This is a genomic window from Bacillus sp. BP-3, from assembly GCF_028401955.1.
Classification (GTDB): domain Bacteria; phylum Bacillota; class Bacilli; order Bacillales; family Bacillaceae_G; genus Bacillus_A.
In genome coordinates this window covers 39602-66312 of sequence record NZ_JAQOTJ010000008.1, presented here as the reverse complement: position 1 = coordinate 66312, position 26711 = coordinate 39602, and the positions used below count along the sequence as shown (strand labels likewise).

Below are 26711 nucleotides of genomic sequence, written 5' to 3'. Positions count from 1 at the left end.
ATGTCCCTCACTGTCCGTTTAACCATTTTTTAATAACTTTTGCAGTACCTTCAGTATGTTCTCTTGTCACTTGTTGTACTTCTTGATCTAAAGATGTTCCTTTCGATTCTGGTTCTTCTATCTCTTGATCAAACAACACATCCTCTTCAACTGTCGCAGCTTCTTCGCTTATTTCCGGATCAAATTCTGGAATAAACTGTTCTTCCTGTTTTTTCTTGCGCTTCGCTAAGAAATACCATAAAACACCGCCTACTAATAATAGGCCAACTGCAACGCCTCCAATGATCCACCAATTGAAGCTACTTTCTGGTTCAGGTTTTGCTTCTGTTTTCTTCGGTTCATCAAATTGTACAGTTACGATATTAACTTGGCCATTTGCAAAGTTTCCATTTTGATCCGCCTGCAGTCCTGCCGCTGTGCCAATTGCTTGTTTAAAAGCATTAATATCAATGTTTCGCTGTGTCAATGTTTTGTTATCTACCCAAACTACGATATTCGTTTTTGTTAATTCTGGGTGTTTCTTAACTGTTTCAACCGTTTTATCAATTTCATAGTTTTCAATTTTATTTCCACTATTTTGATCATACACAACTTTTCCATTTTGCGGATTCGTCGTTCCGTAATTTGGAACTTGACCATTTGCTGTAATTCCTGCACTTTGTTGTGCTGCGCCTTCTTGTGCTGTTGATTTCTCTTGTTGATCTTGTTTACTGCGAAGTACACCTTTATCTCCGTATTTTTCAGATTGTCTTGTGACTTCGTCATAGTTTACAGCTACTTTTGCATTGACTTTAAATTCATCTAACTTAAACATAGACGTTAATGTTGAATCAATGTCTTGCTTTAATCTATCTTCAATTTTTTGTTGTAATTCTAGTTCTTTTTCATAAGAAGATGAACCCGTATTTTTTGATTCACTTGCACCTTTTGATATAATGCCTTTTTGGCTATCAATCACGCTCACTTCTTCCGCTTTCACACCTGGAACAGCAGCGCTAATCATAGATTGAATGCCCATAATTTGGTCTTCTGTTAATGTTTGTCCTCTTTTCACACCAATTGTCACAGCTGCTGTCCCTTTTTCCTTCGCTTCATCAAAAATTGTTTCTTTTTCTGGCAAAGTAATTTGGACATTAGCACTTTCAATTGTCGCAAAGTTCCTTACAATATCCTGCTCTAATTGCTTCTTTGTTCCAACAAGCTGCTTCATCTTTTTGTCTTGCTCACTAGAACCTAGAGAACTTTCAAGCAAAATATCTTCCCCGCTTTTTGAGTTGAACGGTAAACCCATTCCTGTCATTTCTTTTCGAATCATTGTGGCATCTTTCTTTAAAACACCAATCGATCCGTCTTGATTTAGCTTATAGTCAACTCCTAGCTTTGATAATTCAACAGTAATGTCCTGTTTATCTTTATCGCTTAAATTTTGATAAACAACAACATACTTATCAGGCAAAGTGTAATATAGCAATCCAGCTGTAACAATGGCCAAAAGAGCGGCTCCAATCACCATCTTATGCCACATTTTTAACGACTGGAAAAGGCTTTTTATTTTTTCCATTTCACACACATCCGTCCATATCTCTAAATTTGCATACTCATAAGCTGTTTATAATTTTCAATAAGATTATCTCGAACAACAGCTGCTGTTTTCATTTGTGATTCTGCCTTTTTTTGTTGAATAAGCACTTCATGTGTATCCCCTACACCTTTTGTAAGTAAATCGTATACTGCCGTTTGGGCATTATTTTGTGTTTGATTCATTTCTTCCAATAAATTAATAAACTTTTTCCCCTCCACTGGTGTAGAAGAATTTTTCGGTGCTGCCAGCGATTGAATCCCGCTAAATGGCTGCGTATTAACAAGTGGCTGAATTTTCATATTCCCGCTTCCTTTCTGTCTCTTAACCTTTTCCGATTTCTAAATCTTTATCAAGCATTTTTTTATTCGCATTAAGTACACTTGTATTTGCTTCATACATTTTTTGTGCAACCATTACGTTTGTCATTTCGGCTGTCAAATCAATATTGGGATAGCGTACATACCCCTCTGCATTTGCCTGTGGATGCGAAGGATCATAAACAAGGTTCTCATTTGAATCCGTCTCAATAGAAGATATTTTCACCCCTGTATCCGGTTCTTTTTGCAGCATACTTGCAAAACTATTATTTTGTTCTAACACAACACTGCGGCGATGATACGGGCCTCCATTAGGTCCATTCGTCGTATTTGCATTCACGATGTTATCAGAAGTAACTTCCATCCATTTCTTTGCTGCTGTCAATCCAGATCCACTAGCATTAATTGCCTGAAACATGTATTTCCCCTCTTTCTTTAACGTCCTCTAGCTGCTTGATTAATTGCATATTCCGTATTAATCGCATTAATAGATATGCCATATAGCTGATTCGTTTTCACAAGATCAATCATTTCTTTCGTCATATCAACACTATTTCCATCTTCTTTATCAGATAAAGTATTTGTTCTAATTTTTGCATATGTATTCGATTCATTTGCTAGCGGTAAGTGCATTGGATTCGTTTGATACATTTGGCTATTTGTTTGCAAATCTAGTTCATTTTTTTTATACAATTCATTACTACCTGTAAGCTGCTCAGAAAAATCAACTTCTTGCGCTTTAAATCCAGGCGTATTCGCATTTGAAATATTATTTGAAACGGCATTTCGCTTTGTCACTAAATAATTCATATAATGACCCACACTACTAATAAAATCTGGCATACTTCCACCCTCTTCCATCGATTCATTTTTATATTTAGATTTAATATACATCTATTTATTTAAATACCGCTTTATTAAGTATCTTTTAATATTTTATGTCATTTTCACAATATTGTCTTTAAAAAAATAAAAAAAAATAAAAAAAATGAACATTTCTTTCACGCTATATTCTTTTAATACGAATTTTTTTATAAAATTAAGTACCTTTTGAAAGAAAACAAAAGAAAAAGCGATGATCCTTCCGAATACGATCGCTTCTCCTTTATATATGAAAATCTTAATACTTGCCGTAGTATGAATTTGCTTTCATTCTTCCATCATTTACTAAAATCATTTCTTCCAAAGTACACTGTTTATAGTGAATTTGTTCTGCCGCCTTGGTAATAAGTGGCGTTACTTCATTTGCTACTTGAAGACGCATCGCCTTATCTAATGTAATAAACCATGTATTAAACTCTTTCATTCTCACGTTTAATTCCTCTTCTGACACAATGACTTCATATGTATCGTTAAAAGAACTTACAAATTTATTATATGCTTCACTGTTCATTTTCTAGCGCCCCGCGGTATCCTTCAATTAAATCTTGTAGTACTTGAACAACCGCGTCTGTATTTTTTGCTTCACGTGCTATCTGCATTGTTTGAATTTGCTTACTAATCCAGTCATATAATGAATATAAGTTGTCATATAAATCTTTACTAATGTCCGGATTTAACTGCAACTTTAATTCATCAAAAATACGTTCTAATTTATCTAATACTTCATCTGCTTCTTGAAAATGAAAATCATTTAGTAATCCTTCTGCTTTACGAAACTCAACAATACATCTTTCATAAATAAAGATTGTATTTTTAATTGGATTACTCGTCATAATGTCATTTTGCATATATCTTTGCCACGCTTGCATACTATTAACTCCTTCTATTTCCTTTAATCCTCATTCTTTTGTTTCGTCATTGCTTGGATAGATTTTAATTGATAATTCAGCATAGATAGTTGCTGTTCTAATTTTGAATATTTATCAACAATCGATTCTTGTTTTTGCTTATTTTGTAAATCAATATCTTGAATTTTTCGGTCTAATTTAGTGATTTGCTCATCAAGCACTTTTACATGATCTCCAATTATACCTTGATCACCAAATATTTTGTCGAGCTTAGCTTCCATTTGTTTCCCGATTCCATCTGCTCCAAAGAAAAATTGTTTTGCTGCTTCTGAATCTTCTTTTAAAGCTTGTGTTAATTTTGTCTCATCAACTTTCATCGTACCATCTTTATTCATTTCAATACCAAACGAGAATAAGTACTTTCCATCTTTCGCAAACGTCACCGCGTCATTCATCGCTTGTCGAATCGTTTGCATAATAGTTTGTCCTTGAAGTGAACCTCCTTTTCCACCATACAAATCCATTGTAGAAACAGTTTTATTATAATCTGATACCATTTTTTTTATTATATCTGCAGAGTCTTTTATATTAGAATCTTCCACCGTAAATTTAATAGGCTGATTTAATGGAGTTACTTTTTCTAAATGAATTGTTACACCTGGAAGCTTGTCTACTGTATTAGATTCACTCGTTTCTTCTATACCATTAATAGTATATATCGAATTTTTCGCAGGGTTTATTTCGTTCATTGCCGTCGTACCATCTACTTTTGTTATCAAAAACCCACTGTTTTTCAGAAAATTATTTGCCCCATCTTCTAGTGTAATCGCCCCACTTGTACCTTCTTTTGTTGAAGATACAAATATTTTATCTCCAAGTGTATAAGCTGATACACCATAACCCCCATTATTTATTTTATTAATCATATCTTTATATGTCATATCAACTGTAAGTTGCATTTCTTTTCCGTTAATTTTAATCGTTTCATCTACGCCGATTTTCGCATTAAGATCAGCAATTGTCCCACTTGCAATTTGATGACGTTCTGCTAATTGTTTTACTTCGATATTAAACGTTCCTGTAATAGCGGATTCGTTTGCTTGAATACTCACATATCCATCTTGTGATAAATTCACATTTTTTTGGTTTCCCTTAAAAGCTGCTAAGTCTTTAAAAGTTTGAACAAATGGTTTAAATTGTGTTTTTAAACTACTATACACATCTCTTTCATCTGCTAATGGTTTTTTTTGGTTATTATAAGGCGTTTTCCTCATTTCTAATGTTTGCAATTCAAGTTGTACTAATTGTGACGTATCAATTAAGTTATCACCTAAATTCCAAATTTGTTGACCTCCACCAATACCTGTAATTGTTCCTGCCATTCTCTCTCACTCCTCATTTTTTACATATAATCTAAAATACTTATTTTACTCATTGTACTTACCGCTTTTAATGTTGCTTCGTACGTTGCGTTAATATATGATAAGTCAGAAATAGCGGCTGCTAAGTCAACATCTTCAATTTCTTTTTTATTTTCTTGTAGTGCCATATTTTGTTCATTTAAAATGTCGTTAAATGCATCTAATGTATTCATTGTCGAACCAACTTCTGTCGTACGATTTAACACGTTACCTAAGTTATCTTTATTTTGCTGCATTAATGGTTCTAACGCCTTTTGATCACCACTTAGCATTGCATCTTTCATTTTCACTAACGTTTGAATTGTTGGTGTGAATAAGTCTTTTCCATTTCGAAATACTTTCACCTCGTATCCATCATTCAATGTCCATGTAACATCATTTGCTCCACCTTGGTAAGTACCATCGTCAGCAAATGGCGGCTGCTGTGCACCTTCACCACCAAATATGTAACGGCCTTCTTCTTTCGTGTTTGCTAAATACACAACTTGTTTCAATATTTGATCTACTTCTGCTCCAATTGCTTTCAACTCGTTCGGTCCATTTGTTCCATTTAACGCCTGAACGGTAAGTTCATTTATTCGTGATAAAGATTTATAAACACCTTTTAAAGTACTTTCCGTTTGCGTTAAGACATTTTTAGAGTCTGTTAAATCTTTTTTCATTTGCTCAATGTTTGCTAAAGAATGGTTAATTGCAAATGATTTACTTGCAGCAAGCGGGTCTTCACTCATGTGAATGTTTTTCTTACCAGATGTCACCTGATTACGATGATACACTTGCTGCGTACTTAACCGCATTAATTGGTCCTTTGCCCAGTTCGCATTTTGAAATGTTGCTACTCTCATAAAATCTCCCTTTCTATTTTCTTAAACAAACAGTAACTATTCTATTCGTTTAAGGTATATTACTTCTATTCACCATGATATTTAAATATTCTTCTTTCTTCCTATAAGTCGCCGATACATAGAGCAAAACATGACCACTACTTGCTTTCTCCTTTTGTTTTAAACTTTGCATGTGGCAGGAAAACACCCTGAGCGCTTCTATGCGCAGTCAGATGCTCTCGTCCACCTAAAAAAAGAGGGTTTTCTGTCAGTTTTTTAACTCATATGTAAGCGATGTTCAATCATGGTGAATAGAGTTTTATCTATCTTATAATTGAAAACAAACTATCAAATACTTCGTTCATCGTGTTAATTGCCTTTGAATTCGCAACAAAATATTTTTGATAAGTCATCAAATTGACCATCTCTTCATCCATATTAACACCTTCTAAACTTGTTTTTTCTTGCTCAATTCCATTTAATAAATCTTCATGAATCGTTTTATAGTCTCCCGATGCATTCGTATCTGTTGCAACTTGAACAACCATTTTATCTAGCGACTGCTTGTACGTAAGTCCGTCAGCATACTGCATATCCCCTACTCCTGCAAGTTGATTTGCAGTATCAACAGAAATTTTCATTTTGGAAATATCTTTTTCAAAGTCTGGATTCAAGTGCATATCTTTCGCATTCGTTCCAACAAAGAAATCTTTATTCATTACAGTATTTACTTTGTCTTTTAAAGAACCCATTAGTTTATTTAAGTGATCTTGATATCCTGCGATTGTATTCTTTGCATCAATAGCTGCTTGAATTGTACCACCTTGAAACTGCATTTCTTTTCCGGAAATTAAAACAGATATATTGTTATTCATTGTATTTACCTGCAGTGGATTCGTATCTTGTCCACTCACAATTAACATCCCATCAATTCTAACACTCGCGATATTCGGATTAGTAGATTCGTATGACACTTCAACATTCGCATATTGCGACATCTCTGAAATAATTCGGTCTCGTTCATCAAGCAATTGATTTGGGGCATGCTCTCCCGCTTGACCAATTTTTTTATTTGCCTCTGCTAAACTGCTCTGTAATCGATTAAATTCCTTTACATGTTGCAATGCATCTGTTCCTACTTGTGATTCTGCTTGTTCGAAATTTTTGGCAAGACGATTTAGTTGATTGGTAAATTTATTTGTTTCGGCAATTAACGTGTTGTAATAATTAGGTTGATCAGGATTTTTCGCGACTTCTCGAAATCCATTAAAAAAATTATCCATTAAACTTGATAATGAATTTTCATTTGTAGAGCCTACCATTGTTTCGACCTGTGATAAAGTTGAATTCATATATGAGTAATAAGATACTTGTGATGATTGTTGATTATATTGCTGTGTCTTCACTTCATCTGTTACACGATCTACACTTACAGTCCTTACACCATAACCAATCCGTTGTTCAGGTGTATAACCTTGACTGCCCCCAATAGCGCTATAATTCACAACTTGGCGAACATAACCTGGTGAATGTATGTTAGAAAGGTTTTGCTTAGTTGTTTGTATTCCTACTTGTGCCGCTAACATTCCCGACAACGAAGTATTATAATCAGTTAATCTCATTTTTTCACTTCTCCCTTATCTACAATAACTCATTCATAAAAATTTGCGAATTTTGATTCTTCTCGATGTTAAATTCGGAAACGGAATCCACAATACCTTCTGTAATTTTTAATAATACGTTTAAGTAATATTGATTTTTTAAAAGCATCGTTTTTATATTCTCTTCTATGAATGCCACTGTTTTTTGTAATTCTTCTATTTTACTAATTTCCTCTTCTGAAAAATAGGAAAATAAAGAACGGACTCTTATTGAGCTTGCGCCTTTTTCTTTACAATAATTCTCTACTGTTTCTTGAAAATAAAGTGATAACTGTTTTGCTTGCTCAATATACTGAAGCTGTTTCACATGTAAGGATTGTACGTTTTCTATTTTTTTCTGCTGTAAGCACTCAAAAATTTGGTCTCCAAGCATACCAATATTTTCATATACATCCTTAATTTTCACAAGCTGTTCATATAAGTTTGTGTACATAGTATCACCTCCTTCTTACAACACTAAATTAACAATTAAACCATGAATTTCTCCAATTTGGTTTAATATTTCTAAATGTCCAGTCTTTGTGTTTACTAAATTCATAATGTCTTCTAAGTCATTTAATTCATTTTCGACCTGTTTTACAACTGTCATTTTTTGCGAATAACCATAACGTGGATGACGTGCTAATACATCTTTATACTGCATTAAATTATCGACATAGAAATTCAAAAATGACTTTACTGTACTTTTATATTCCATAATGTTATCCAACGTTAGTTCCTGTTCAATTTTTTCTTTTATTTCGCCAATATTATCGACAAATGCCCCCATTTCCTCAAGTAATTTTTCTTTTTTCGGATCAGCATGTAAGTTATTCAGAAAAGAAGGACCGAACTGCCCCTTTGCTTCCTTTTGAATTGGTACAGGAGTTGGCATATGCGATAAAGCCAGATTGTTTGGTACAAAACGTAACATATTTATCACCTATTTAAATTTTAATCATTATTTACATCGTAAAATCTATCTATTCATAATTATACTCTGTTAAACGATAATTTGCAGTTATTTTTTTCGGAAGATATGTTACAATTTACGATGAGGTGGCAGATTTTTATGAATATATTTCTTTGTGGTTCCAATCAATTAACAAATTTAGATCAAGCAGAAATAAAAAACTTCTTATCTGAATATGCTTATAAACATCAGATCTATGTACTATGCTATAAATCTATTGAAAATGAAGTACTTCGATTTTTTGTTGAAAACGAGCGTCTTGCTCCTAATTTATCGCTATACACATTACAACCATTACATTTGTTATCAGATGAATTCCAAGACATTGTGGCGTATTTGAAAGTACAAGGAGCGCGATTTTCTTCTTTTAATCATCCAAGGGAATCAATTTATCGTTCGGAGTATAAGTTTTTCGTAAAGCAAATCATTGAAGAAACAGATTTAGTACTTTGTTTCTATAATGGCGATAAACATACGTCAGTCATTCCAGTGGATGTTGCAAAAGAAGCCGGAACAAATGCTGTTATTTTTGATTTACCCGGTCTCGAAAATGAGCAATCCAGAAAAAATTTCGAACAAAAAATGCGCATGATGTAATTCTAGTGCTCAAAAATGAAATACTGGAGCTAACCATCTTTAACGTTTATAAATTCTTTTTAAATAAACCTTCTATCAGAAGAATTGATAGAAGGTTTTACTAAACACACTTTATGTTACCTTTGAATATCAAAAAAAGGAGGGTGCACAATAGAAAAGATTGTGCTTATACCATGACTCTACTAGAACAGGACTATACCTATTTTATTACACAATTTAAACAACATTTCAATATCGATATTTCATTATATAAACAAGATAGGATGAAAAGAAGAATCGATTCTTTCATTTTGCGAAGAGGTCACGAAAACTACTCTCAATTCATTCGTGAACTACAAAATAATCCCCACCTATTCGCTGTGTTTATTGATCATTTAACAATTAACGTTTCTGAATTTTACCGAAATCGTGAAAGATGGGATGCTCTTGCGACAAAAGTATTGCCAAAACTCATTCAGCAAAATAACGGGAAATTAAAAATGTGGAGTGCCGCCTGTGCAGCCGGTGAAGAACCCTATACGTTATCTATTATTCTTTCACAAATTTTATCAAAATATCGCTTTGAAATTCTGGCTACCGATCTCGATCCAAACATTTTAGAAAAAGCAAAATGCGGCACATATTATGATCGTTCTTTAAAAGAAGTACCTAGCGATATAAAACAAGCATACTTTACAAAAAAAGACGAAGTATATCACATTCAACCAGATATTAAACAACCAATTTCATTTAAGCAGCATGACTTATTGTTACAATCATTCGAGACAAACTTCGACTTAATTATTTGCCGAAACGTTATGATTTATTTTACAGAGGAAGCACGCACACAAATTTATGAGAAATTCAGTCGTTCCTTAAAGAAAGGCGGCGTATTATTTGTTGGTAGTACAGAACAAATTTTAACTCCTGAACGCTATCACTTACAGCGCTTTGATACCTTTTTCTATGAAAAAATATAAAGTGAAACTGCCCACAATTAGCATAAGAAAAACCAATAGAAAAGGTCGCTATTCATGATGAAAGCGACCTTTTCTATTGGTTCCAATTTTACCTCTGTACTACATATATACAAATCACACAAATGAGTAGAAAAAAGATCGCAATCGGCCATTTATGTTCCTTCACTAATTGTTTCATCTGTTGCGATAACTGCGTCATACTCATTTCAGCTAATGCCCGCAACGTACCAACATCACGTTCCTGCGTAACTGCATGTGATACACTATCATTCGAGACTTTTGCCATATAAGTTGTTATCGTGTGAATAACCATCTCTATTTTAGAAAAATCTTGCCTTAGCATATGGGTAAGCGCAACCACATCTAGTAAAGGTATCATCATTTGTTTTCCGTGCTGCAGAAAAGAGACTGGCAGTTCAATAAAATCGTAGGTTCCATCTAATAAAGGAATTTGCCGAACATGTATATTTTTCACAAGCTCCTGCACGTTTTTTAATATTTCTTGATACATTTGCTCATTTTGTCCATTTTTCTCCTCTAATAAGTTTGGGAGTTGCTGCAACAATTGTAAGACTGACTTTAATTCATTTAAAATCGTATGCACAACAACTTCTCCATCATGAACATTTGATAATATAATTCCAATCTGTTCTCCTTTTGTAACAATATGATGATCAATAGCAAAAGAAATTGCATTTTTTTGTTTTTCTATAGTTATTTCCTTTTTATCGAAATTGGAAGGCTGTTGTAATGGTTCAAGCGTTTTTTTTCCTATTGTAACTCGATTGATTTCCATACACACGCCTCCTTTTTATAGCATTCCAGCTTTTTTTTACATTTCATGAAAACGAACATCAGTAAAAACTAAAAAATCTTACTGATGTTCGTTTCATGTTATGAACCCCACTCTTTATTACCTTTTAATATAAAAAACAATAAAAATCCTCCAGATATAATAGCAAATAAATCCGACGGATGTACTCCATTCGTTGAATTCTTTTCTTCTTTTTTTCCCTTAACATGTTCTTTCTTTTTCTCGGCTGCTTCTTTATTATGCGCCACTTTTGATTTCTCTTTCGCCTCTACCACTTGATCAAAATTAATATCCTGCGGCTTTTGCTTTGAAGGTTCTGTTATTGTAATAGCTGCCTCTCGCGAAAAGGTTTCTTCTTGCTGCTTTTGCTCTTTCGGTTCTTCTTCTTGTTTCATAGTTTCTTCTTGTTTCGCAGTTTCTTCTTGTTTCGCAGTTTCTGCTACCGCTGAAACTACATACTTACTTTCTGTCACGCTTTTATTTCCAGCTGCATCAACTAGTTCAATCATAATTTTGTACGTACCAGTCGGTATCGTCTCAGTAAATTCATACTTTCCTATCCAACTGTCTTCTTTTTTCTCATATTGAAGTGGAAAAGTAAAATTAGCATCTTCTCCCTCTATTCGAACTACAGTTTGTTTAACTGAGGATTCCACATCTTTTGCCTTAACACGAATGATTAGCGGTTCACCATTCTTCATTTCAATTGTGCCCTCTGCATGATCCAAAACGATAATGTCCTCCACCTTTGATCCTTCTTTATCAGGGAGAGGTTCTTTATTTTCAATCTGCATAAGATCTATTTTTTGTTCTATAGGTTCACCATCACTACTCATTAGGACATCAAGTTGCCAAGTTCCTTCTAAATCATACGGAGTAACTGTATAATCCGCATCCCACTTTTTCATCTCTGCATCATATGAAAAAGATAACTGTCGTTCTTGTTCGTATTGTTGTTCTGTTTTGGACAACCGAAGCCACCCTAATAATTTTGAGTTACTTAATTCTTTATTTTGATCATTTACTTCCTTCTTTTGGTCACTTAATTCTTTCTGATTGATAGTGATATGCACAGTTTGTCCAACAACAACTTTTGTTGTATTTACAGTAACACGTCCTACCTCTGTGTTCACGCTATATTCTTCTACTTTTTCATCTTTTTCTTGTTTCGCAGCAGAAGAACTCTCAGTTGTTTCTGCTCTGTTATGCACAGGAAAGAATATAAGTAGCTGTAAAACGATCCAGACGCTGAGAAAACACCTTATATTTTTCATTTCAAACTCCTACATGATGAATTACAGCTCTTTGATTACCTTCACTCCAAAGAAACCGTCCACATTTACAAGTTCTCCGTAAGCTATTAACACATCATTTACATAAATTTGGATTGGCTCCTCAATATTTTCATCTAGTAGCACCGTTTCATTTTCTTGTAGATTTAAAATCTCTTCAATCGTTTTCATCGTATTACCAAATATAAACTTCATATTCACTTCTACATTTTGTAATATATTCGATTCTATATGTGTGTTAGCTTGAACATTTGTATTAGTAGAAACTTCTTGCAGCTGTACAGACTGTACCTTAGGCTCTTCTTTTATTAAAGACACCTCTTCTTGCTTCACTTCGATTACTTCCTCTTCTACTGGCGGAAGTAATCGTTTTACCATTTCCTTTGCTTCAGGTATTGACAAAATTTGATACAATTTCGAATGTACTAAATTGCCAATTTCAAGTTGAAACGTAATTTGGACGATTTCATCCATTTTACTTGCTGTACCCCTATTCTCCATTTCTTCGTGAAGAGTAACAAATTTAACTGTTGGCGGTGAAATATCCATTTTCTCTGTGAACATTTCGGACATCGCTGTCGCTGCATGCCCCATCATTTGGTTCATAATTTCTTTCACACCGCTTAATTCCAATTCAGTTAATTCTTGCTCTGAATCAATTTCACCAGTTCCCATCATCATTAAATCTACCATCGTTAAAGCAACCTCTTTTGAAAATACAAATATATTTTCATGTTGTAATCCTTCAACGAAGTCTACATTTAAAATAACAAACGGAACTGGTACATCTTCATACTGGCGAATATTAATCATTTCCACATTTGGTGTACTAATATTTACAGGTTGATTCAGCAAGGTCGATAAAACAGTAGAAGCTGAACCTATTGATATATTAGCAATTTCCCCAAGCACATCTTTCTCTTCTTGTGTTAATACTTCTGCTGCCGGAGCCTCTTTTTCTTCTTCATTTCCCGATAATTGCATAAGCTTGTCTATCATTTTCTTTGCACTGTCTATCGAGACAATCTGTACAAGCTTCGAATTTACTAAATCAGCAATTTTTAAATCAAATGATACTTTGATAATCGCACCGCTATTATTATCATCTATAGAATTCATTTTCTCCATTTCTTCTATAAGTGTAACAAGTTGAATTGTCGGTGGAGACATATCTACAACATCTTGGAAAAATTCCGACATCGAAGTTGCTGCAAACCCCATCATTTGATTCATCGCTTCTTTAACAGCACTTAATTCTAATTCAGACAGTTCTTTTCCATCTTCAACTTCGCCCGTACCCATCATCATTAAATCAGCAATTGCTAACGCAACGTCTTGCTTAATAACAAGTAAATTTTCCATTTCAAGCCCTTTTGTAAAATGGATATTTAATACGACATGCGGAACTTCAACCTCGCTTGTATCATACAAATCTACTACTTCTATGCGTGGAGTCGTAATACTAACTTGGCGATTTAATAACGTCGACAATATTGTAGAAGCTGAGCCAAATGATATGTTTGCAATTTCTCCGAGAATATCACATTCTTGTTGTGTTAATAATTGCGAATTATTTTTCTCGTGTACAAGTGTATCACCGTCTCCTTGTCTATGTTGTTCAGACATTGGTTATCCCCCTTATATCAATCTTTCTCTATATCATCATTTCATTTTTTTATTTCAATATTTTAATGTTTATATAAAAATTAAATACAAAATTACAAAAGAAAACAACTATACTTCATACATTTTAACAGATTTATTATAAAAATAACTATTAATTATCACGTAACATTTTCATTAACGGGAGGGGGCATCATCCCCGCTAATATTTAATCCAATCTATTTGAACTTTATCGTCTATAGTTCACCATCTATATTCTCTACTAATATTACTGTAAAGAACTCTCTGTCCTCTATCTGATAATCTAAAACTCCTCAACCATATATATTGAGGAGTTTGTTCGTGTTATAAACCTTCTGGATTTAAAATGAGGACTACTCGTCCATCACCGAGAATCGTTGCACCAGAAAAATATGTTACACTATCAGCGAAAAAGTCCCCGAGTGATTTTAATACAATTTCCCTTTGACCAATAATCGTATTTACAATTAACCCGTAACTACGATGCGAATTACGAACAATTAAAACTGGCACCATTTGTCCCTCTGTAGCCAATGCATCTTCCAACGTCTTCTCACCGAAAATAACACTTAAATGCTTTACTTCTATAATTTGATTACGATAATTTAAAACATCTTTTTCTTTCAATGTTTGAATATCTTCTTTTCTAATCCGGATTGCTTCAACAATGTTACCAAGTGGTAGAGCATAGCGCGTTTCATTTGTCTGAACAAGCATGGATTGAATAATAGAAAGCGTTAACGGAAGCTCGATGCGGAACTTACTTCCTTTCCCTTCTTCTGATTCAATAATTACATGTCCACCTAAACTATTAATTGTATGTTTCACAACATCTAATCCTACCCCGCGGCCAGATAGATCAGAAATTACTTCTGCTGTACTAAATCCAGGTGCAAGAATAAGTTCATATATTTCACGATCTGTTAACTTATTTGCTTCCGCTTCTGTAATAACACCATTTTGAATCGCTTTTTTCAGTACTCTTCCTTTATTAATACCATTACCATCATCAGTGATTTGAATGACAACATGATTGCCGCTATGAAACGCCTCTAATTTAATTGTGCCTGTTTCGCTTTTCCCGGCATTACGTCTTACATCAACAGTTTCAATGCCATGATCGATTGCATTACGGATGATATGTACAAGCGGATCTCCAATTTCATCAATAACAATTTTATCTACTTCTGTATCTTCCCCCGTAATCTGTAAATCAATTTTCTTCCCAAGCTCTTTTGCAACCATACGTACCATACGTGGAAAACGATTAAAGACCGTTTCAATTGGAACCATTCGCATATTTAACAAAACATTTTGAATATCTTTTGAAATATCCCCTAATCGGTTTAAATGCTCGATTAACTCTTTATTTTGAATCGCTTCCGCTAATTCATCGATTCTTCCTCGTTCAATAACACTTTCTTCGAACATATTCATTAACCGTTCAATTTTTTCAAGTTGTACACGAATTGAACGATTTTCAACCTTCGTACTCTTATTTTTGGCTTGTGGCTTAGAAGGTTCCTTTACTGATACTTGTTGTGAAACTTCCACCTTATGCTCAACTGCTTGATTGTTCTTTATTTTCTTTACTTCTACTTTTTCAACTTCAGATACATGAAGTACAGCTTGCTTAATTTCTTCTTCACTGCAATCTGTTTCTATATGGACATGAAATTCAAAATCAAATGAGTCTGCTTCAATGTCTTCTACCGCTGGAACTGTTTTTGTAACTTCTCCAATGTTATTTAATGCTTCAATACACATGATTGCGCGTACGGCCTTTAGCATTGCCTGTTCCTGAATAGAAATATGTACAACGTAAAGTACCTCATTATCAAATTGTTGCTCTAGGTCGTTATCCGTTAATTCTGCAGATTGTTCAGCATGAAGCAGCGCTTCTAATTTTTGTTTTGTACTCGCAACATCTATATTCCCCATGCCACCTTGTTGCACATCTGCGACCATTTTCTCTAAATTGTCAATACATTCAAAAATCACATCGATAATATCTGCATTTACAGCGATATTACCATGGCGAATTTCATCTAATACATTTTCCATTTTATGTGTTAAATCCGCCATCTCTGTAAATCCCATACTAGCAGACATCCCTTTAAATGTATGCGCAGATCGAAAAATCTCTCCAACAACTTCCGTGTCTTCTGGGCTTTGTTCTAATGTGAGTACATTTTCATTTAATGCTTGCAAATGTTCTTCTGACTCTTCGAAAAAAATACTTAATAAGTCTGTTTGCATATCAATCCCCTACCTGTCCGTCCTGAAAACCTATAATTCAAGTATGTTAATTTGATGTTTCATAAACTAATAGAAAGGATACAAAAAGGAGACACCCTTTTTTATTACATATACAATCCCTTATGTTCTAGTTGGTGCCTCCAGTTATTATTTATGTTAATTTGTTGCTACTTTTGTTAATGCTTCTATTACACGATCTGCTTGGAAAGGTTTTACAATAAAATCTTTTGCTCCATTTTTAATCGCGTCTAACACCATACCTTGCTGTCCCATTGCGGAACAGATGACAACTTTTGCACTCGCATCAATTTTTATAATTTCCTGTAATGCTTCCAATCCATCCATTTCTGGCATTGTAATATCGAGTGTTACAATGTCTGGTTGCAACTCTTTAAACTTTTGAATTGCTTCAATTCCATTTTCAGCTTCGCCAATCACTTCAAAATCCGCGCTGCTTTTTAATAAATTCTTAATCATTGTTCTCATAAACATTGCATCATCTACAACTAAAATCTTATGTGCCATCGTTCTAATTCTCTCCTTCTATGTATAAGAATATCTTAATATTTAATGTTAACATTTTTTATTATACAATAAGATAGCAATAAAATTTAAATATTTTTTTAAGAATACATGCATTTTTTATTATTTTTTTTAAAAATCGAACAAAAAAATGCAATAAAATTACATTTATTTCCAAATAATTACAAAAATATCTTTTTTATATTTTAATAAGATAATTTTTTCAAATTGTCTAAAGAATCATTTCTAACAACTAATTGCAGCTAAACACGATGATAGAATGTCATAGACCGCTTCTAGCAATTGAATCAAATTTTCTAAACGTACAAATACTTATTCTGCCTAATTGTATTCCTTTTATCTATTTATCCCAATATAATTATAAATTTGACACATTCTACTTTCGTATTAAGATTAAAATATATGGAGGGGAATTTATATGGAATATAATATCTTAAAAGTGATTGCACTAGCAGAAAAGCTAAAATATGAAATGCGGCACAGCTGGCTTTCTAACGGTCGTCAAGAGAGTGTAGCAGAGCATACATGGCGTATGTCACTCATGGCTATCCTCGTTCATCCTTATTTAGATAAAAAGGTAGACATAGAAAAATTACTTAAAATGGTAATTATCCACGATCTAGTCGAAGCTGAAGCTGGTGATATCCCTGCATTCGATACGATGAATAGTGAAGAATTACGACGAAAAAAACAAGAAAAAGAACTAGAAGCAATCCTAAATATTAAACATACACTATCAGGCCCGCTTGGGGAAGAATTATATGGACTATGGATGGAGTTTGAAGAAAAAGAAACTTATGAAGCAAAAGTTGCAAATGCTTTAGATAAGCTAGAAGTAAAAATTCAGCACAATGAAGCAGACATCGATACGTGGCTTCCTATTGAACATAAAATGACATTCCAAGTTTCCCAGCATACAGATTTTGATTCCTTCTTATCAAAGTTGCAAAAGATTATTGAAAAAGATGGAGAACAAAAATTAATTGCTGCTGGGATCGATGTTGAGGCTTGTAAGCAGTAACAGTTTATACTTTAAAGATACCACACATATATTTTATAGAAGAAATCGCATGAACATTTTTCATGCGATTTCTTCTATATTACTATTCTCTTCTTTCATTATGGGGTCCCGCCAAATTTTGTACGCTAAGATATTTTCGCGAAATTAAAACCCTGATTTCTCTATACTAGGCAAAAGAATCAGGTTTTCTATATAGCCTTATTGTTTAACAGTTCCACCATCTCCAAATAATGTCATATTAAACTAACGCCCCCTACAGCTTATGCCGTTTTTTTGCAAACCCAATCAATTTTCAAAAGCATTTCCAGAAGAACCATCTAAAGGTTGCGAAGTTCTTTGTCAGAGAGCACATGGGCTTTGTTTGTTTTCATATGACCTTCTGTTTTAAACGGTTAACTAACTCCAAATTTATTCTATTTTGACGACATGCTCAACACCGTGAAAAAATAAGTTTATTTTCTGTTCCTGAAAGCAGCCTTTGTATATTTTCCATATGCCTGAAAATAACTATAAACGCCATTAGGCACGCAAATATATAAAAATATAAGGTATTCTCAAAAACAGGAATAAATGAAATAGCCGCAATAAGCATTGTAGCACATATTGTACCTAAAGAAACATAACGGGTTAAAGCTACTATTATCACAAAAAAGCCAAGACATAAAAGAGCCATAACCCAGTCAACCATAAACAGCACAGCCACTGCTGTAAGTGCTCCCTTGCCCCCTTTAAACCCAAAATATACCGGCCAGTTATGCCCTATAACCGCTCCTGCGCCTGCCGCTAAAAGGCTTACGCAATCTTTAGCCTCTCCCGAATAAAAGTAAACGCTAAGGAACAATCCTATAAAACAGGAAATTATCCCTTTTAATATATCTCCCGCAAGAACAAACACCGCAGCAGATTTCCCAAGTATCCTCAGAGTATTCGTAAGCCCGGCGTTTTTGCTTCCATGGCTTCTTATGTCCTTGCCGTATATTTTCCCTACAATCACCGCTGTATTCAGGCTGCCTAAAAGGTAGCCCAAAGCTAAGGCCGCAAAAATCTTTAAAATATCAATCATCACTCTTCTCCCTTCAATTTATTCTAATTTTCTTTTATTTCTCTATCAATACAGAGTTTTAGCATTGTCTTCCTCCAGAAAGATTTCCAATAAACTTTTACCTTTTTTATTCATGTTAAAAGGGCATCTACCATATTTATTCTATTGCATCGAACAATATCCTTTTCCACAAAACTGACCTTTAGTTTAAGTACAATTCTTTACAATCTCACTTCTTTATTAACATAAATATCCAATTTATCTCTATGAAGAAAGAACCGAAAACGAACGTTTAAGGAACTTCACTGGATTCTAATAAAACTAACTGAAATACGGTCAAAAATCAGTACCAAAGCTCAGTACTAAAAACAAAGTCCCCTATCAAATGCAAAATATCGTTTATGGAACCTTCTTAACGTACGGTGAAACCAAGTTTTTTTCCTTAAAAATTCCTTAGCGTACGAAATTCTCGTTTTGTTGACGGTACCCTAAAACAAATTGATGAAACAACCCTTTATCCTCTGGAAAAGATAAATGGATTCCTTCTATTTCACTCAAACTTTTCCAACTAATTTCATGAATTAAACCGTCCGGATCACATATTTCTGCTTTTCCGCCAATCACTTCTACTTCATAGTACACAATATGAACGTTATACCCATTGCTGTCACCAATTTTTTCATGTACCTTTTGAATGATTTGTACATCATATCCCGTTTCTTCTTTTACTTCACGAATACAGCACTGTTCAAATGTTTCATTTTCAAATTTCCCACCAGATGGAACAGACCATTTTAATTCCTCTTCTTTTACATCTGGTCGTCCTTGTAGTACCATTAATAAATTTCCATCTTCGTTTTTACATAATGCTGCTGCACCTTGAAAAATCTCCATTTTTTCTCCCTCCTCTTAAAACAAAACCATATTCCCTGTTCGTTTTGCATGCTTTTCTGCCTTCCGAACGAGCAAATATGATATGACCACCAACAAGGCTAACATACTAAATAACAAGCATAAGTTTGGGAATAAATCTATAACACTCTCTCCCTCCATCAATAGCGCGCGAAATATTTGCAGCACATATGTTAATGGAAACAATGCTGCCATTATTTTTCCCCATAGAGGTAACACCACAACAGGAATACGGACACCAGCAAAAAACTGCATTGGTTCTTCTAAAATTGTAAAGAGAATGCTCGCATCCCTTGAAAATAAAAAGATAGTGTTCAATATCCCTCCCCATACAACTGCTGAAATACATAACACAATAAAAGCAAGTGCAATATTTTCAACTGGTGGTACCTTCACATCATCAAAAAATAAGACAATGAGTATAGAGAAAACGGTAAACATCCATACACCTTCTATTAAATTTGCTCCCGCCCGGCAATACATCATCCATACGCGTGATACAGGTGTTAAAAAAATGAGCTCTAGTGTCCCATTTTGACGTTCCCATGACATTTGCCATGCTGATTGAACAAGACTCCAAAAGAAAACATAGCCGATATAACCTGTAATGAGAAAAAAGCTAATTTGCTTTGGATCCATCCATTTTGCCAGTGGACTACTATTTGATGTATCAAATGGTTTCACCGAAAAATAAGCAGTCGCAAATAATAATACAGGCCAAATGAATAAAGAGAAATAGACCATTTTGCTATGAAAATGATTACGATGACTCTTCTTCCACTCTGCAAAAAATATATTCACGCGCTCACCCCATTTGCAATTTGCAAGATTGCATCTTCTAATCTCGCTTTATGTGTTTCTAATTGTAGTATGCTAATTTGATGTTTTGCTAATAACGATAAAACTACCGTAGTCATATCGAAAGGTGCTGTGAGTTCATAGCGCAGTCCATCTCCCATATGTTCCTTTACAAACTTTATTTCTCTTTTTCCGAAAGAACGCTCCAATTGTTCCGTTAATTCATTTGATAATACAGAAATCACAATTTCTAAATGATGCTCACGTACGATAGATTGTATAATTTCTTGAGGCGTTCCTTCATAAAGAAGACTTCCTTTTTCAATAATATAAAGACGATCGCAAAGCTCTTCTACTTCTTCAAGATAGTGACTTGTTAATAAGATTCCTTTATTCTGTTCTTTCGCTAATTTATAAACCATTTCTCTTAGTTTTTTCGCTACTGGTGCATCTAATCCTAATGTCGGCTCATCAAGAAATAAATAATCTGGATCATTAATGAGGCCTCTTGCAATTTGTAAGCGCTGTTTCATTCCCTTTGAATAGCGTTCAACAGGTGTATTAGCAACTTCTTCTAGCTCCACTTGCTTCAAAAGAAAATGAATGCGCTCTTCTAATTCTGCTCCTTTTAAGCCATACAGACTTCCAAAATACTGTAAATTTTCTGCCCCTGTTAAGCGCCAATATAGCATACGCTCCCCACCAGCAATCATATTAATTTTTTTCTTCACAAGAATATCCTGCTTTGTACTATCTGTTCCATCAATTTCAATAACACCTGAAGTCGGTTCAAGAAGCGTAGCTAACATTTTAATGGTTGTTGTTTTTCCAGCACCATTCACACCTAACAAACCGACAATTTCTCCTTTCTCAATCGTTAAATCTAACCCGCTCACTGCCTCAATTATTTTTCTTTTTTTGCGAAAAAAACCTATTTTTTCTTTTAATTCATAGCGTTTCACAAGCTGTTTCGCCCGTATCATCCAAATCTCTCCTATGCAAAATATTTTTCAATAACATACTTTTCCATTCGTTTTATGGCCATCACACCAATTACAAAGTAAACAACCCCTAATCCCAATAACCACATAAGATCAGATTGTATAGCAGTTACATTCCCGCCCTCGATCATACATAATCGAAATGCTGATAGGCCATGTGATAATGGCATGAACAAACTTATAGTCTGTAAAAACGCCGGAAGATAGCCTACCGGAAAAAATACTCCGCTAACAAGACTCATAAAAATAAACAACGTGTTTTGCGTTAAATATGTATCTCGAAAATAAAGCATGAAAGCTCCAAGCACCAATGCTTGCGCAAAAATTGAAAAAAAGAAAATAAGTAATAACAGTGATACGGCAGCGATATTCATTTCACGAAATTGCAATCCAAACAACAAGCCAAACATAAAAATCGCAATAAATTCAAGTCCAACTCGAAGCATTCCTTGCACAGCTGCTCCTAAAAAATATCCTTGCCGCGATGATGGAGTTAACAACAGTACATCTAACGTTCCCTCACGTAATTCTGTAATTAACGTTCGACTCACAATCATTAATAAAGAAACGGCAAACGAATAAAAAACAGCACCTAGTATAACGTAGGAAAGATAATCATCTGTTTTTCCTAGTTTCATAAAGCTATCATTTAATTTTCCTTGGAACATAAAGTGGTATGTTAAATAAGAAAACAATACAATATAAATACCACTTAAAATATGCCCAAGAAAAAATGCCCATGGATATGCTCTCTGCATCGTATAAAAATCACGGCGAAATGTAGCCCAAAACGTTAGCCACACGGTTTTTCCTCCTCTGTTTTATGAAAGGCTGGAAAATCCATAAATTGATCTAAATCCACTCGAATTTGTTCCAACTTTTCACGATTTGTTTGATAAAATACGTAATAGCCTTTTCTTTCTCTTTGTACTAATTCAGTTGCTTCAAGTATTTTTAAATGGTTCGAAACAGTTGATTTCGTAAGGTTATACCTCTCTGTTAATTGCTGCGTACAAAACGATTGAAATGATAAATCTCGCAACATTTTTAAACGTGTTTCATCTGATATCGCTTGTAAAATTCGCAATAAATCCTTTGGTACTTCATCTGGATAGGATGAAGCAATTTCGATTTCATAATACACTTTTATATGAGTAGAAATGAAGTTATCCATTAGCAAGTGCGGTGCGATAAAAGTTGATGGATAAAATGTGAGCGCAGATAAATCTTCAAAACGATACTGCCATGTACGTGCCTTAAAAAATGTGATTTGCTTCCCTTCAATTAAAAACCTCGGATGTAACTTCTTAGAAAGCAATAATGGATTTTGTTTTATCATTTCTTTCAAATCATGTACGGATTGCTGGAGCCAAGGTTCAATTCGAAAAAGCTCCCTTGCGAAATAACATTGATGGTATTCGTATAAAAAATTACAAATCATTTCTTTCTCTAAATCCGGAAAAAAACTTTGAAATGCTTTTTCATCTGTAGCTCGTAATCTTTCAATCCCTTCTTCTACATACACTTCAACTGGAAACTCTGAACACCAGTCGATAAATCGAAGCCAATCATCACTTTTCCTATTAATTTCATGCAGTAATTCCTTTTCATTTTCATTCATCATACTCAATAAATTTTCTGCCCACGGTAGTCGCTTCACATGATGTGCTGGATTAGATAAAACGTGCAGACTTAATAACATTTCGCGAAATGGTGAATAAACAACTTTGACATGTCGTTCAAACCAAGATGTAATGTGTACCATATGGTCTCCTTCCTTTGATTCGGTATTTATCGAATCAGTTTTATAATTTTGCAAAATTATTCAGTATATTAGCAGTATAGGAATCAATCGTCAATCGAAAATTGGAAATATTTTTATTTTCCAAACAAAAAAGCAAACCTGTCTAAACAGATTTGCTTTTTCTACATTATTTTTTATCAAATCCCTTTTTAACCAAATACTCTTTCATATGCAATCGCTTCTCCTGTGACATAAACTTGCTCATTGATCCTGTCCATGTCACATCCTTTTGATTTGTTAATCTTTCCTTATAATATTCATTGGTCGTATGATCATATTCATCTAATAATTCGTTATATTTGTTCTCATCATATGTGTTTTCATGTAGGATAGCTCCCACTGGTAGTCGAGGTTTCACGCCATGCTTTTCATCTGGTACACCAACTGTCATTCCAAAAACTGGGTACACGTTATCTGGCAAATGTAGTAATTCACTTACTTGTTCTGGATTATTACGGATTCCTCCAATGTAACAAATACCATATCCGAGAGATTCCGCTGCAAGCGCTAAATTTTGAGCAAAGAGGGAAACATCTACCGTTGCCACAATGAAATTTTCTGTAGTATGAGATTTAATTTCTGTTCCATGCTTCTCACATGCAACTTCTAACCGCTTTAAATCTGCACAACAAACAAAGAATGCTCCACAATTTTTCACGTGGCGATTTCCAGAAAGCTCTGCTAATTGCTCTTTCAATGCTTCATCTGTTACATATACAACTGAATAGGCTTGCACAAAATGTGATGATGCCGCATGTTGTGCTGCTCCAATCATTCTTTCGATTATATTCTTTGGAATTGGCTCTTTCTTATACTTTCGTACTGATACGTGTTGTTCCATTGTATGTATCATTTCATTCATCATTTCCTACCCCCTATAGTCCGAATACTCAATAATTACCATATTTTTTGTACACAGACAAACGATATGCTTAAAACAAAATGATACATGAAAAAGAACCAATCGCAATTGATTGGTCCTTTCCTAAACATTATGCTGCTTTCAATATCTTTACACCTTTAACAATATTCCAAACGAAATAATAAATTCCTACCACTGCAAAGATTGCATACGTTGCAATAATAGCGATTCCTACCACTGTTGATTCTCCCATACTTAGACCAAACACACCAGAAAGACTAAGACCTCCAAATAGAACTACATATGGAATTACATGTGTCCACAATGCTTTTTTCGCATGGTATTTTACGTCATCCTCTGCTATAAAGTAGACGATAATTGGAAGTAACAATGGTGCAAAGAAAATACTAAAGTAACATAATGCAGATAAAATATGATTGCCTTTCATACGATTCACCTCTAAAGTTTTGTTACTCTCATTATTGCACTTTAAAACTTTAGAAACTATCGCTTTACCTTTCATCTGAATTACACTTTTGTAAGATTTCACATTATATTTGGTTCATAAGCCAATACTTCGTAATTGCTACATACTCTCTAAAATTAGATTGAATGATGATAGGCTTTGGTGTTCTTGCAGACAATCCCTCTAGCTGCAATCCTTGTTTTTCGGCAATTTTTTTCGCGCGGTACATATGAAAATCATTCGTTACAATGATTCCTTTTTTCTTATTTGCTGGAATAAGAAGTTTTGAAAATTTTATGTTCTCATCTGTATTCGAAGAACGATCTTCCATTATAATTCGTTCTTCTTGTATTCCCTGTTCTACCAATCCGCGTTTCATGACCAAAGCTTCGGAAATGTCCTCTCCTTTTCCTTTACCACCAGATACAATAGCAGTTGTTTGTGGATGTGTTATTAAATATTCTGCTGCTTTATCAATACGATATTGCAAAGCATAAGAAGGCTCTGTCCCTTTCACACGAGCACCAAGTACAATCATATAATCTGCATCATTCGGTGCTTCCATGTGACCATGCTTATAAATAACATATTGTAAAATACTCATATAAACTGCTGCAATTATAATGAAAATAAAGCAATACTTTTTGAATCTCTTTCTTTTTAGCATTCCTATGAACTCTCCTGTTTCCCCATTTTTCCCATCATAATATTCTTCCAATTACTTGTATAGTTTTATTTTCCAATTCGCAATAGTTTATCATTAAAAGGTAATATTTGTATTAATTCGTATAGAAAAAAATCCCCTTAACATATTAAGGGGACTTCATCATTATATATGTTTTTCTTCCAACACCCGCATAGAAACTGGATGTGAGAAATGATTCATCATAAATACAGCACACGCTGTTAATAGTTCCGCAACAGGCATTACAAGCCATATTCCATGTACCCCAAATAATTTTGGCATCATCCACAGAAGAGGGATAATAAGTAACAACCCGCGACTTAAAATAATAAAAACAGATTTTTTTGTTTGTCTTACAGATTGAAAATATTCTCCATATACGATGTTATAACCTAAAAATACGTATTGCGTGAAGAATAAACTAATTCCAATTACCGTCATATTTAATAATTCTTTAGATTGAACGTTAAATAAACCGATAAGATTTTTCCCAAAAAATAAACCAATAAGTGTTGCGATAATACCAAGTACAACCGCTGTTTTTACCGCAAGTTGCAGCCCTTGTTTCAATCTTTCCGTTAAGTTTGCACCATAGTGGAAGCTCGCAATAGGTTGCAGTGCTGCCCCAACACCAAAGAATAAAAGTAACGTCATAGCATGAATACTGTTTACTATAGCATATGATGCAACGCCTTGTTCACCAGCATATTGAATAAAAGTGACATTAAATCCAATCGTTACAATCGCTACTGTAGCCTCTGTTGTGAAACTCGGAAAACCAATAATCATAATTTGCTTTACAGTTTCCCATTCTAGATGGAGTTTCGTCCATTTTAAAATACTGTTTTTTCTAAAGAAATGACTTAGTAGCACAAGAAAACCAATTGCTGCAGATAAAATAGTTGCAGATGCTGATCCTGTTACCCCCCAGCCTAGAATAAAGATAAAAATATAATTAAATACAATGTTTAACAATGCTGTGACAATAAGACCTGTCATAGCTAAATTTGGATTTCCATCATTTCGTATAAATGTACTCAAAATATTTTCTAATACATAAATAACTCCAAAGGTGAATAATACATGTAAATAATCTAATGAATACGGTAAAATCACATCATTTGCACCAAACAAGTATGCTATGTCTTCTATTTTCCATAAACAAACAATCATTAACATAGCAACAATCGCAACAGCTACCGTCATAGATTGTGTGAAAATAGAACGCGCTCGCTCTATTTTATTTTCTCCTAAAGCGATAGAATACAATGTAGCTCCGCCCATCCCAATCCATAACGAGATGGAGAAAAAGATAGAAAATGCGGGAACAGCAACGTTTACGCCTGCCAATCCATTCGCTCCCACACCACGGCTCACCATAACTGCATCAATCATAATATTCACCGACATCAGTACCATTCCAAGTACAGCCGGAATCAAATAAGAAATAAATAAACTTTTAACCGGTTTTTCTCTTAAATGCTCAGTTGTTTCCATTACAAAATTCTCCTTTACGACTCTCTG

General features: G+C 34.1%; 29 protein-coding genes. 3 read left to right on the top strand and 26 right to left on the bottom strand.

Annotated elements, in window-relative coordinates; genetic code table 11:
• Window positions 1-7 precede the first annotated feature (7 nt).
• The 11 genes from fliF to PLX19_RS14215 all read right to left on the bottom strand — a co-directional run bounded on the left by fliF (window position 8) and on the right by PLX19_RS14215 (window position 8448).
• A complete protein-coding gene (fliF, locus tag PLX19_RS14265; RefSeq protein WP_272189315.1) occupies window positions 8-1561 on the bottom strand; it encodes a flagellar basal-body MS-ring/collar protein FliF in 1554 nt (517 codons plus the stop codon).
• Window positions 1562-1584: 23 nt separating this feature from the next.
• Window positions 1585-1881, bottom strand: a complete 297-nt coding sequence (gene fliE / locus PLX19_RS14260; protein ID WP_272189314.1) for a flagellar hook-basal body complex protein FliE — start codon at window positions 1879-1881, stop codon at window positions 1585-1587.
• 22 nt (window positions 1882-1903) lie between these two features.
• The gene (gene flgC, locus PLX19_RS14255) at window positions 1904-2317 is read right to left on the bottom strand and encodes a flagellar basal body rod protein FlgC (protein WP_272189313.1); all 414 of its coding nucleotides are present in this window, start codon (window positions 2315-2317) and stop codon (window positions 1904-1906) included.
• A 17-nt stretch (window positions 2318-2334) separates the two neighbouring features.
• Window positions 2335-2742, bottom strand: a complete 408-nt coding sequence (gene flgB / locus PLX19_RS14250) for a flagellar basal body rod protein FlgB (RefSeq protein ID WP_272189312.1) — start codon at window positions 2740-2742, stop codon at window positions 2335-2337.
• A gap of 277 nt (window positions 2743-3019) precedes the next feature.
• Window positions 3020-3292: a flagellar biosynthesis protein FlgG gene (locus PLX19_RS14245; RefSeq protein ID WP_272189311.1), complete on the bottom strand. Its 273-nt coding sequence runs from the start codon at window positions 3290-3292 to the stop codon at window positions 3020-3022.
• Window positions 3282-3650, bottom strand: a complete 369-nt coding sequence (locus PLX19_RS14240) for a flagellar export chaperone FliS (RefSeq protein ID WP_272189310.1) — start codon at window positions 3648-3650, stop codon at window positions 3282-3284. The genes PLX19_RS14245 and PLX19_RS14240 overlap by 11 nt, the downstream gene beginning before the upstream one ends.
• Before the next feature lie 23 nt (window positions 3651-3673).
• Window positions 3674-5011 carry a flagellar hook-associated protein 2 gene (locus PLX19_RS14235; protein WP_272189309.1) on the bottom strand — a complete coding sequence of 446 codons (1338 nt, stop codon included), beginning with the start codon at window positions 5009-5011 and terminating at the stop codon, window positions 3674-3676.
• A 20-nt stretch (window positions 5012-5031) separates the two neighbouring features.
• A complete protein-coding gene (locus tag PLX19_RS14230; RefSeq protein ID WP_272189308.1) occupies window positions 5032-5895 on the bottom strand; it encodes a flagellar hook-associated protein 3 in 864 nt (287 codons plus the stop codon).
• A gap of 302 nt (window positions 5896-6197) precedes the next feature.
• Window positions 6198-7496, bottom strand: coding sequence for a flagellar hook-associated protein FlgK (flgK, locus tag PLX19_RS14225; protein ID WP_272189307.1), 1299 nt, complete (start codon window positions 7494-7496; stop codon window positions 6198-6200).
• 19 nt (window positions 7497-7515) lie between these two features.
• Complete coding sequence (gene flgN / locus PLX19_RS14220) at window positions 7516-7968, bottom strand: flagellar export chaperone FlgN (protein ID WP_272189306.1); 453 nt, start codon at window positions 7966-7968, stop codon at window positions 7516-7518.
• Window positions 7969-7983: 15 nt separating this feature from the next.
• On the bottom strand, window positions 7984-8448 hold the full coding sequence (locus tag PLX19_RS14215) for a YaaR family protein (protein WP_272189305.1): 465 nt from the start codon (window positions 8446-8448) through the stop codon (window positions 7984-7986).
• Between the two features lie 138 nt (window positions 8449-8586).
• Between PLX19_RS14215 and PLX19_RS14210 the strand changes: the two genes are divergently transcribed.
• Together PLX19_RS14210 and PLX19_RS14205 are read left to right on the top strand one after the other, a co-directional pair.
• Window positions 8587-9084 (top strand): flagellar motor switch protein FliG, encoded by a 498-nt coding sequence (locus tag PLX19_RS14210; protein WP_272189304.1) that lies wholly within the window; start codon window positions 8587-8589, stop codon window positions 9082-9084.
• Between the two features lie 173 nt (window positions 9085-9257).
• Window positions 9258-10043, top strand: coding sequence for a CheR family methyltransferase (locus tag PLX19_RS14205; RefSeq protein ID WP_272189464.1), 786 nt, complete (start codon window positions 9258-9260; stop codon window positions 10041-10043).
• Between the two features lie 88 nt (window positions 10044-10131).
• Here the strand turns inward: PLX19_RS14205 and PLX19_RS14200 are convergent, their stop codons facing one another.
• The 5 genes from PLX19_RS14200 to PLX19_RS14180 all read right to left on the bottom strand — a co-directional run bounded on the left by PLX19_RS14200 (window position 10132) and on the right by PLX19_RS14180 (window position 16578).
• Window positions 10132-10839 (bottom strand): hypothetical protein, encoded by a 708-nt coding sequence (locus PLX19_RS14200; RefSeq protein ID WP_272189303.1) that lies wholly within the window; start codon window positions 10837-10839, stop codon window positions 10132-10134.
• A gap of 98 nt (window positions 10840-10937) precedes the next feature.
• Window positions 10938-12068, bottom strand: a complete 1131-nt coding sequence (locus PLX19_RS14195) for a hypothetical protein (RefSeq protein WP_272189302.1) — start codon at window positions 12066-12068, stop codon at window positions 10938-10940.
• A gap of 84 nt (window positions 12069-12152) precedes the next feature.
• Entirely contained in the window at window positions 12153-13775 is a 1623-nt protein-coding gene (locus tag PLX19_RS14190; RefSeq protein WP_272189301.1) for a flagellar motor switch protein, read from the bottom strand.
• Between the two features lie 343 nt (window positions 13776-14118).
• Complete coding sequence (locus PLX19_RS14185; protein WP_272189300.1) at window positions 14119-16053, bottom strand: chemotaxis protein CheA; 1935 nt, start codon at window positions 16051-16053, stop codon at window positions 14119-14121.
• A 156-nt stretch (window positions 16054-16209) separates the two neighbouring features.
• The gene (locus PLX19_RS14180; protein WP_272189299.1) at window positions 16210-16578 is read right to left on the bottom strand and encodes a response regulator; all 369 of its coding nucleotides are present in this window, start codon (window positions 16576-16578) and stop codon (window positions 16210-16212) included.
• Window positions 16579-17014: 436 nt separating this feature from the next.
• Here PLX19_RS14180 and PLX19_RS14175 point away from each other — a divergent pair, with 436 nt between their 5' ends.
• The gene (locus PLX19_RS14175) at window positions 17015-17617 is read left to right on the top strand and encodes an HD domain-containing protein (RefSeq protein ID WP_272189298.1); all 603 of its coding nucleotides are present in this window, start codon (window positions 17015-17017) and stop codon (window positions 17615-17617) included.
• Window positions 17618-18047: 430 nt separating this feature from the next.
• On the opposite strand, the gene plsY is transcribed toward PLX19_RS14175, so the two are convergent.
• The 10 genes from plsY to PLX19_RS14125 form a co-directional block, all read right to left on the bottom strand.
• Complete coding sequence (gene plsY / locus PLX19_RS14170) at window positions 18048-18680, bottom strand: glycerol-3-phosphate 1-O-acyltransferase PlsY (RefSeq protein ID WP_272189297.1); 633 nt, start codon at window positions 18678-18680, stop codon at window positions 18048-18050.
• Between the two features lie 432 nt (window positions 18681-19112).
• Window positions 19113-19553, bottom strand: a complete 441-nt coding sequence (locus PLX19_RS14165; protein ID WP_272189296.1) for an NUDIX hydrolase — start codon at window positions 19551-19553, stop codon at window positions 19113-19115.
• A 15-nt stretch (window positions 19554-19568) separates the two neighbouring features.
• Window positions 19569-20372 (bottom strand): ABC transporter permease, encoded by an 804-nt coding sequence (locus PLX19_RS14160; RefSeq protein WP_272189295.1) that lies wholly within the window; start codon window positions 20370-20372, stop codon window positions 19569-19571.
• Window positions 20369-21352 carry an ABC transporter ATP-binding protein gene (locus PLX19_RS14155; RefSeq protein ID WP_272189294.1) on the bottom strand — a complete coding sequence of 328 codons (984 nt, stop codon included), beginning with the start codon at window positions 21350-21352 and terminating at the stop codon, window positions 20369-20371. The genes PLX19_RS14160 and PLX19_RS14155 overlap by 4 nt, the downstream gene beginning before the upstream one ends.
• Before the next feature lie 11 nt (window positions 21353-21363).
• Entirely contained in the window at window positions 21364-22173 is an 810-nt protein-coding gene (locus tag PLX19_RS14150; protein ID WP_272189293.1) for an ABC transporter permease, read from the bottom strand.
• On the bottom strand, window positions 22164-23135 hold the full coding sequence (locus PLX19_RS14145; RefSeq protein WP_272189292.1) for an ArsR/SmtB family transcription factor: 972 nt from the start codon (window positions 23133-23135) through the stop codon (window positions 22164-22166). The genes PLX19_RS14150 and PLX19_RS14145 overlap by 10 nt, the downstream gene beginning before the upstream one ends.
• 166 nt (window positions 23136-23301) lie before the next feature.
• Complete coding sequence (gene nfsA, locus PLX19_RS14140; RefSeq protein ID WP_272189291.1) at window positions 23302-24036, bottom strand: oxygen-insensitive NADPH nitroreductase; 735 nt, start codon at window positions 24034-24036, stop codon at window positions 23302-23304.
• Between the two features lie 130 nt (window positions 24037-24166).
• Complete coding sequence (locus tag PLX19_RS14135) at window positions 24167-24484, bottom strand: DUF4870 domain-containing protein (RefSeq protein WP_272189290.1); 318 nt, start codon at window positions 24482-24484, stop codon at window positions 24167-24169.
• Between the two features lie 103 nt (window positions 24485-24587).
• Window positions 24588-25169 carry a YdcF family protein gene (locus PLX19_RS14130; protein ID WP_272189289.1) on the bottom strand — a complete coding sequence of 194 codons (582 nt, stop codon included), beginning with the start codon at window positions 25167-25169 and terminating at the stop codon, window positions 24588-24590.
• 162 nt (window positions 25170-25331) lie between these two features.
• Entirely contained in the window at window positions 25332-26684 is a 1353-nt protein-coding gene (locus PLX19_RS14125; RefSeq protein ID WP_272189288.1) for an MATE family efflux transporter, read from the bottom strand.
• Between the last annotated feature and the right edge of the window lie 27 nt (window positions 26685-26711).

Excerpts from the sequence above, each read along its gene's own strand:
- flgK (WP_272189307.1), bottom strand. The coding sequence starts at position 7,496 with ATGAGATTAACTGATTATAATACTTCGTTGTCGGGAATGTTAGCGGCA.
- PLX19_RS14175 (WP_272189298.1), top strand. The coding sequence starts at position 17,015 with ATGGAATATAATATCTTAAAAGTGATTGCACTAGCAGAAAAGCTAAAA.
- PLX19_RS14210 (WP_272189304.1), top strand. The coding sequence starts at position 8,587 with ATGAATATATTTCTTTGTGGTTCCAATCAATTAACAAATTTAGATCAA.
- PLX19_RS14215 (WP_272189305.1), bottom strand. The coding sequence starts at position 8,448 with ATGTTACGTTTTGTACCAAACAATCTGGCTTTATCGCATATGCCAACT.
- PLX19_RS14180 (WP_272189299.1), bottom strand. The coding sequence starts at position 16,578 with ATGGCACATAAGATTTTAGTTGTAGATGATGCAATGTTTATGAGAACA.
- flgN (WP_272189306.1), bottom strand. The coding sequence starts at position 7,968 with ATGTACACAAACTTATATGAACAGCTTGTGAAAATTAAGGATGTATAT.
- PLX19_RS14205 (WP_272189464.1), top strand. The coding sequence starts at position 9,258 with ATGACTCTACTAGAACAGGACTATACCTATTTTATTACACAATTTAAA.
- PLX19_RS14130 (WP_272189289.1), bottom strand. The coding sequence starts at position 25,169 with ATGCTAAAAAGAAAGAGATTCAAAAAGTATTGCTTTATTTTCATTATA.
- fliF (WP_272189315.1), bottom strand. The coding sequence starts at position 1,561 with ATGGAAAAAATAAAAAGCCTTTTCCAGTCGTTAAAAATGTGGCATAAG.
- PLX19_RS14230 (WP_272189308.1), bottom strand. The coding sequence starts at position 5,895 with ATGAGAGTAGCAACATTTCAAAATGCGAACTGGGCAAAGGACCAATTA.
- PLX19_RS14200 (WP_272189303.1), bottom strand. The coding sequence starts at position 10,839 with ATGGAAATCAATCGAGTTACAATAGGAAAAAAAACGCTTGAACCATTA.
- PLX19_RS14245 (WP_272189311.1), bottom strand. The coding sequence starts at position 3,292 with ATGAACAGTGAAGCATATAATAAATTTGTAAGTTCTTTTAACGATACA.
- PLX19_RS14185 (WP_272189300.1), bottom strand. The coding sequence starts at position 16,053 with ATGCAAACAGACTTATTAAGTATTTTTTTCGAAGAGTCAGAAGAACAT.
- fliE (WP_272189314.1), bottom strand. The coding sequence starts at position 1,881 with ATGAAAATTCAGCCACTTGTTAATACGCAGCCATTTAGCGGGATTCAA.
- PLX19_RS14190 (WP_272189301.1), bottom strand. The coding sequence starts at position 13,775 with ATGTCTGAACAACATAGACAAGGAGACGGTGATACACTTGTACACGAG.
- nfsA (WP_272189291.1), bottom strand. The coding sequence starts at position 24,036 with ATGAATGAAATGATACATACAATGGAACAACACGTATCAGTACGAAAG.
- PLX19_RS14155 (WP_272189294.1), bottom strand. The coding sequence starts at position 21,352 with ATGATACGGGCGAAACAGCTTGTGAAACGCTATGAATTAAAAGAAAAA.
- PLX19_RS14125 (WP_272189288.1), bottom strand. The coding sequence starts at position 26,684 with ATGGAAACAACTGAGCATTTAAGAGAAAAACCGGTTAAAAGTTTATTT.
- PLX19_RS14145 (WP_272189292.1), bottom strand. The coding sequence starts at position 23,135 with ATGGTACACATTACATCTTGGTTTGAACGACATGTCAAAGTTGTTTAT.
- flgB (WP_272189312.1), bottom strand. The coding sequence starts at position 2,742 with ATGCCAGATTTTATTAGTAGTGTGGGTCATTATATGAATTATTTAGTG.
- PLX19_RS14135 (WP_272189290.1), bottom strand. The coding sequence starts at position 24,484 with ATGAAAGGCAATCATATTTTATCTGCATTATGTTACTTTAGTATTTTC.
- plsY (WP_272189297.1), bottom strand. The coding sequence starts at position 18,680 with ATGATTGATATTTTAAAGATTTTTGCGGCCTTAGCTTTGGGCTACCTT.
- PLX19_RS14240 (WP_272189310.1), bottom strand. The coding sequence starts at position 3,650 with ATGCAAGCGTGGCAAAGATATATGCAAAATGACATTATGACGAGTAAT.
- PLX19_RS14235 (WP_272189309.1), bottom strand. The coding sequence starts at position 5,011 with ATGGCAGGAACAATTACAGGTATTGGTGGAGGTCAACAAATTTGGAAT.
- PLX19_RS14165 (WP_272189296.1), bottom strand. The coding sequence starts at position 19,553 with ATGGAGATTTTTCAAGGTGCAGCAGCATTATGTAAAAACGAAGATGGA.
- flgC (WP_272189313.1), bottom strand. The coding sequence starts at position 2,317 with ATGTTTCAGGCAATTAATGCTAGTGGATCTGGATTGACAGCAGCAAAG.